Origin of the sequence: Actinophytocola sp. (genome assembly GCF_035942955.1) — a bacterium.
Classification (GTDB): Bacteria; Actinomycetota; Actinomycetes; order Mycobacteriales; family Pseudonocardiaceae; genus DASYTH01.
Map to the genome: position 1 here is coordinate 56,180 of NZ_DASZCQ010000058.1, position 6,129 is coordinate 62,308.

6 protein-coding genes are annotated in these 6,129 nt (G+C 69.6%); 4 read left to right on the forward strand and 2 right to left on the reverse strand.

Going from position 1 to position 6,129, the window contains the following annotated elements; genetic code table 11:
* The first annotated feature begins 51 nt into the window (after positions 1–51).
* Both ligM and VGX25_RS06225 read left to right on the forward strand, forming a co-directional pair.
* Positions 52–1,458, forward strand: coding sequence for a vanillate/3-O-methylgallate O-demethylase (ligM, locus tag VGX25_RS06220; RefSeq protein WP_326916638.1), 1,407 nt, complete (start codon positions 52–54; stop codon positions 1,456–1,458).
* A gap of 101 nt (positions 1,459–1,559) precedes the next feature.
* Positions 1,560–3,020, forward strand: coding sequence for an aldehyde dehydrogenase family protein (locus VGX25_RS06225; protein ID WP_326916639.1), 1,461 nt, complete (start codon positions 1,560–1,562; stop codon positions 3,018–3,020).
* 44 nt (positions 3,021–3,064) lie between these two features.
* Here the strand turns inward: VGX25_RS06225 and VGX25_RS06230 are convergent, their stop codons facing one another.
* Positions 3,065–3,376: a hypothetical protein gene (locus VGX25_RS06230; protein ID WP_326916640.1), complete on the reverse strand. Its 312-nt coding sequence runs from the start codon at positions 3,374–3,376 to the stop codon at positions 3,065–3,067.
* A gap of 56 nt (positions 3,377–3,432) precedes the next feature.
* Between VGX25_RS06230 and VGX25_RS06235 the strand changes: the two genes are divergently transcribed.
* Positions 3,433–4,086, forward strand: a complete 654-nt coding sequence (locus tag VGX25_RS06235; protein ID WP_326916641.1) for a TetR/AcrR family transcriptional regulator — start codon at positions 3,433–3,435, stop codon at positions 4,084–4,086.
* A 262-nt stretch (positions 4,087–4,348) separates the two neighbouring features.
* Here VGX25_RS06235 and VGX25_RS06240 read toward each other — a convergent pair whose 3' ends face one another.
* Entirely contained in the window at positions 4,349–5,026 is a 678-nt protein-coding gene (locus tag VGX25_RS06240) for a DUF4386 domain-containing protein (RefSeq protein ID WP_326916642.1), read from the reverse strand.
* A gap of 263 nt (positions 5,027–5,289) precedes the next feature.
* Here VGX25_RS06240 and VGX25_RS06245 point away from each other — a divergent pair, with 263 nt between their 5' ends.
* Positions 5,290–5,958, forward strand: coding sequence for a TetR/AcrR family transcriptional regulator C-terminal domain-containing protein (locus VGX25_RS06245; RefSeq protein WP_326916643.1), 669 nt, complete (start codon positions 5,290–5,292; stop codon positions 5,956–5,958).
* Positions 5,959–6,129: the final 171 nt, after the last annotated feature.

Consider the following 6,129-nt stretch of genomic DNA (forward strand, 5'->3'; position numbering starts at 1 on the left):
CTCCTATGGTCCGAAGCCGGGGGACCCGCGGACTTCGAGGGAGAGGCCCGGATGAGCGCGAAGAACCTGCAGGAATTGTTGGACCAGGCCGGAAACACAGTCGAGCTGCTGCGGAACTCACAGCTGGGTGCGTACATCTACCCGGTCGTCCCGGCAGAGTTCACCAACTGGCGCCGCGAGATCATCGCCTGGCGCGAGTCGGTCGTGCTGTTCGACCAGTCGCATCACATGGTCAACCTGTTCATCTCGGGACCGGACGCGTTGCGCCTGCTGACCGAGACCGGGGTCAACAGCACGGCCAAGTTCCCGGTCGACTCCGCCAAACAGTTCGTTCCGGTCTCTCCCGAGGGCGGCGTCATCGGCGACGGCATCCTCTTCCACCTCGCGGAGGAGGAGTTCGTGTTCGTCGGCCGGGCTCCCGTGGCGAACTGGCTGCAGTTCCGGGCCGAGCAGGGTTACCACGTCGACGTCCGGCTGGACCAGCGTTCGCCGATGCGGCCGTACGGCAAGCCGGTCACGCGAGAGCTGTGGCGCTTCCAGATCCAGGGACCGAACGCGTGGAAGGTGATCGAGAAGATCAACGGCGGCCCGGTCGAGCAGGTGCGCTTCTTCCGGATGGGGTACCTGAACGTGGCCGGCCAGCGCGTCCGCACGCTGCGGCACGGCATGGCGGGCGCGCCGGGCCTCGAGCTGTGGGGGCCGTACGAGAGCTACGACCGGGTGCGCGAGACCATCCTCGAGGCGGGCCAAGAGTTCGGCATCGAGCCGTGCGGCTCGCGCGCGTACTCGTGCAACACGCTGGAGTCGGGTTGGATCCCGTCGCCCCTGCCGGCGATCTACACCAGCCCGGAGCTCCGGCCGTACCGGGAATGGCTCGGCGCGGACAGCTACGAGGCGACCAACGCGTTGGCGGGCAGCTTCGTGTCCGACCGGATCGAGGACTACTACCTCAACCCGTGGGAGCTCGGCTACGGCCCGCACGTGAAGTTCGACCACGACTTCATCGGCGCCGACGCGCTACGGGCGATCGACCCGCAGATCCAGCGGCGGAAGGTCACCCTGGCCTGGCACCACGAGGACGTCGCGCGGCTGCTGGCCTCCCCCGTCGACCCGGTGGGCCCTGGCTACCAGTTCTTCGACCTGCCCAACGCCAACTACGGATCGTCCAATTTCGACTCGGTGCTCGACGAGGACGGCAACCTGATCGGCCTGTCCCTGTTCACCGGCTACACCTCCAACGAGCGCAAGGCGCTGTCGCTGGCGACGGTCGACCCCGACGTGCCCATCGGCGCCGAGGTTCTGGTCATGTGGGGCGAGCCGGGTGGCGGCACCCGCAAGACAACCGTCCAGCCGCACGAGCAGCTCGCGGTACGCGCCGTGGTGAGCCCCGCGCCGTATTCGGTCGTGGCACGCGAGACCTATCACCGCGGCTGGCGCACCGCGGCCGCCACGGTCTGACCGGGGGCGCACGGGCCGGCGCCGGTCGCGCGCCGGTCCCGTGGGCGAGGCGAATCCTGGAAGGCGCTTCGGCGCGGCCCGAGAACCCGCGAGGTGAACCCATGACGACAACCGCGGACCAGCTGTCCGAGATCAGGACCGGGCTGTTCATCGATGGCGAGATCGTGGCCGCCCAGGATGCGCTGCACGTGGTCGACCCGGCGGACGGCGGCTCCGTCGTCGGCTACGCCGCGGCCGCCACCGCGGCGCAGGCCGCCGACGCGGTCGCCGCCGCGGACCGGGCGTTCCCGGCCTGGGCCGCGCTCGACCCGGCCGAGCGGGCCGAGCGGATCGCCGCCGCGCTGGCACCGCTGGAGGCCGACCGCCCGGCCACCGCCGAAGTGCTCACCCGGGAGAACGGCAAGATCCGGATGGAGTCGGTGATCGACTCCATCGTGTTCGAGCACCGGTGCCGGCTCGCCGTCGACCTGGCCGGCGAGGTGGACGCGGGCTACGACCTGGCGGCGCCGCCGAAACGCACGCGGGTCCGGCACCGGCCGCTCGGCGTGGTCACGATCATCGTGCCGTTCAACTGGCCGTTGGCGATCCTCGGCGCGTCGCTGGCCTACGCGCTGATGGCCGGCAACACCGTCGTGGTGAAGCCGCCGCCGACCGCGCCGCTCGCGGCCGCCCGCACCGTGGCGTTGGTGGCGCGGTCCCTGCCGCCCGGTGTGCTCAACGTGATCACCGGACAGGACGCGGAGATCGGCCAGACGCTGGTCGGCGACCGCCGGGTGCGCAAGGTCTGCTTCACCGGCAGCGTCGCGGGCGGCAAGCGGATCATGGCGATGGCGGCGGGGAACCTCACCCGCGTCGCGCTGGAGCTGGGCGGCAACGACCCGGCGATCGTGCTGCCCGACGCCGACCTCGGCCCGGACGCCATGCGGGCGCTGTTCGGCGGCACGTTCGACACCACCGGCCAGGTGTGCATGGCGGTCAAACGCCTGTACGTGCACCGGTCCCGCTACGCGGAGGTGATCGACGGCCTCGCCGGGCTGCTGTCGGCCACCACGCTGGGGCACGGTCTGAACGACGCGGTCACGATGGGCCCGCTACACCGCCCGCAGCAGAAGGCCTTCGTCGAGGACCTGCTCGCCGAGGCCCGCGCCTGCGGCGCCGAGGTGCGCGAGTTCGGCGCGCCCGCGGACGGTGCGGACCTGTCCCGCGGCAACTTCCTGCGCCCGTCACTGGTGCTCGACCCGCCAGACGACCTCCGCGTGGTCACCGAGGAGCAGTTCGGCCCGACCCTGCCGATCCTCCCGTTCGACGACGTGGATGACGCGGTGACCCGCGCCAACGACACCTGGGCCGGCCTGACCTCGTCGGTGTGGACGGCCGATCTCGACCACGCCGCGGCCCTCGCGGCCCGCCTGCACAGCGGCTACACCTTCGTCAACGCCCACGGCGCGGCCCACCTGGACGAGCGGGCCCCGTTCGGTGGCGTCAAGCACAGCGGCATGGGCCGCGAGATGGGCATCGAGGGCATCCGCGAGTTCCAGGACACCCACGCAGTCGGGTTCTAAAGGCGCGTTGCGAAACTGCCGGGAGCCGCGTGAGGCAGCCGGGGTTAGGTCCGCGCGCCGGCGGCCAGTGTGCCACGGAGGTCGACAACCTCCAGTTCGTCGCGCGGTGGCTCGCCGTCCGGCCGGAAGCCGATCTCCTGGAAGGTGGCGTGGACCGCCGGGTGGATGCGGTTCTGGAATGCCTTGTCGCACAGCTCCTTCGAGTCCCACACGTCGACGTATCTCAGCTTGCCGTCCGGGCGGCGCAGGACCAGGTGCACCAGCAGGCCCTCCAAAGGCTCGTCGCCGAGCCGTCCGACGATCTTGCGGTAGACGTCCTCGCCGACCGGGACGTCCTGGATCCACGCGTAGGTCACTGTCGCCTCCATTTGGTCCGAAGCTCTATCGGATGAATGCTGGTACGATAGGACGCATGCCGAGGCCGGTCAAGTCCCGTGGCTACCACTCACCGCTGCGGGCCGAGCAGGCCCGGCGGACCCGGACCGCGATCCTCGACGCCGCCCGCCGGCTGTTTACGGAAAAGGGTTACGCCGCAACGACTGTGGCCACGATCGCGGCCGAGGCCGGGGTCGCGGTGGACACGGTGTACGCCGCGGTCGGGCCGAAGCCGGCGGTGTTCCGGCTGCTCGTCGAGACCGCGATCTCCGGCACCGACCAGGCGGTGCCGGCCGAGCAACGGGACTACGTGCAGCGCATTCGGGAGGCCGGCACGGCGCGGCGGAAGATCGAGCTGTACGCGGCCGCGGTCCGGGCGATCGGCGAGCGCATGGCCCCGCTGTTCCTCGTCCTGCGCGCCGCCGCGCCCCACGCGGACGAACTCGCCGGGATGCACCGCGAGATCGGCGAACGCCGCGCCCGCAACATGCGGCTGTTCGCCAAAGAGCTCGCGACCACCGGCGAACTACGGTCGAATCTGTCCCTCGAAGAGATCGCCGACATCATCTGGTCGATGAACTCCGCCGAGTTCTACGCGCTGCTCGTCCACGAGCGAGGCTGGTCCCCACCCCGCTTCGAGCACTTCCTCGCCGACGCCTGGTGCCGGCTCCTGCTCAACGGAGCCACCTGATCGGATTCTTGGGCGTCCGGTCGGCAAGTCCGTGTGGACCGAGACTGCGAAACCGGCCGGAGCCCGGTTGGCTTCTCCTCTCAGCTGGTCGCCTCCGCTCAGATCGATCGGCCTCGTCGAGGTGCTGCACTTCGACCATCACTGGCCAGCGGCTGGTCGTCTACCCGGGCCGAGTCCGGCCCGCCCGACCACGGGGAGACGATCTGGCTGACGGGCCGTTGAGCACGGCGTGGTCGACGTCGTGCGGCGGTGCTCTGGGCGCTTACGCCTCGACCTGGCGGGGATTGGCGTCGACACGTGCAGCCGTGACGGGGGACGGCCGGAAACCCTTGACTGCCAACCATAGGCCCAGCGAGAGTTCCCACACGAAGATCGGGGCGAGCGCGATGACCGCCCACACGGAGAACCGGTCGAACACGCCGAACATCACCGCGATCACCGCGCCGAGCAGCAGCGGGGCTCCGGCGAGCCCGAGGGCGGGAATGACTCGAGGCACCAGCCCGGACCGGTATATCAGGGTGCCGAGCAGCAGAGCATTCACGGCCGGGATGGTGCCCTGACCGAGCAGGACGGCCCAGTCATGGATCGCGATGAGCGCGCGGCCAGCCGTGACCAGCACGGCCGCGTCCGGTCCGGTGGCGTCGGGCTGCCGTAGGGTCACGACCGCCAGGTAGGCCACGACGTTGACCACGATCATCGCGGCTTCGACGGTACGAGCGGCGACAAAGCCGAGCGCGAGCACCTCGCTTTGCCGCTTGACCACCGGGAACAGCACGATGGCAGTGCCGACACCGGCGGCGGCGGTGAACAGCTCGAGGACGCCGGCGAGGATCACCCGGGTGTCGGCGCCCGGGCCGACGATGTAGCTCGCATCGTTGAGCACCGGGTCGAGCAAGACCAGGGCCGGCAGCGAGGCGGCGAAGGTGATCAGGTAAAGCACCCCCGCAGCGAGCGCGGTCCTGCGTAGTGGATGCATCGGTACCCCTCCGGTTTCTGTGGTGAGTACTGGAAAGCAGGTCCGTACACGCCGCCACGCACCACCGAGCGAGTCATATGTACGGTGTACACCCAGGTGTTCGAGACGCTACGTGTACGCTGTACATATGTCAAGCGGCGCGCTCGAACCCCACTGGCAACCGGGCGGTGGACGGCATGGCTGACCGGGCGCAGACAACCCGCCGCGCCGGGCTGAACCGGGACCGGGTGCTGCGCGCCGCGGTGGCGCTGGCCGACGAGGCCGGCATCGACGCGGTGAGCATGCGAAACCTCGCCCAGCAATTGGATGTCGTACCCATGGCGCTCTACAACCACGTCGCGAACAAGGACGAGCTCCTCGACGGCATGGTGGAGGTCATCGTCGGCGAGATCGACCCACCCATCGACAGCGTCGGCTGGAAGGACGCGATCCGCCAACGAATCCTGTCGGCCCGACAAGCGCTGCTGCGCCACCGCTGGGCATCCACGGTGATCGAATCGCGCACCCACGCGCCGCCGGTCGTCCTGGACTACATGAACTCAGTCGCGGGCATGTTCCTGGCCGGTGGCCTGTCCGTCGACCTCACCCACCACGCCATGCACGCCCTCGGCAGCCGGATGTGGGGGTTCACCCAGGAGGTGTTCCCGACACCAACACCACCGGCCGACCCGAACGAGCGGGCCGTGATGCTCCAGCAGGCGGCCGCAAGGTATCCGCACATCGTCGCGATCGCCACCGCCGCGTCCCACGACGATGCATCGGCCGTGGGCCGGGGCTGCGACGACCAGTTCGAATTCGAATTCGCCTTGGACATCCTCCTCGACGGGTTCGAGCGACTCCACAAACAGGGCTGGAGCTCCACCGAGTCCGGACGCGGCAGGCGCACCACCGGATAAGCCGTTCAGTCGATATCCGGCCCTTTACAAACGAATACGCCGCCACCAACAGACCAATTGGTAACGAGCAGACCCGCGGTGACAACCAACCGGCCGCAAGTGGCAACCAGCGTCTGTCAGCACAGCCAGCCGGATGAAAGATTCAGTCTTGGCTGAGTGCCCGGGGCGGGG

Bases quoted from the DNA above. Each gene is read 5' to 3' on its own strand.
- ligM (WP_326916638.1), top strand. From the start codon at position 52: ATGAGCGCGAAGAACCTGCAGGAATTGTTGGACCAGGCCGGAAACACA.
- VGX25_RS06225 (WP_326916639.1), top strand. From the start codon at position 1,560: ATGACGACAACCGCGGACCAGCTGTCCGAGATCAGGACCGGGCTGTTC.
- VGX25_RS06235 (WP_326916641.1), top strand. From the start codon at position 3,433: ATGCCGAGGCCGGTCAAGTCCCGTGGCTACCACTCACCGCTGCGGGCC.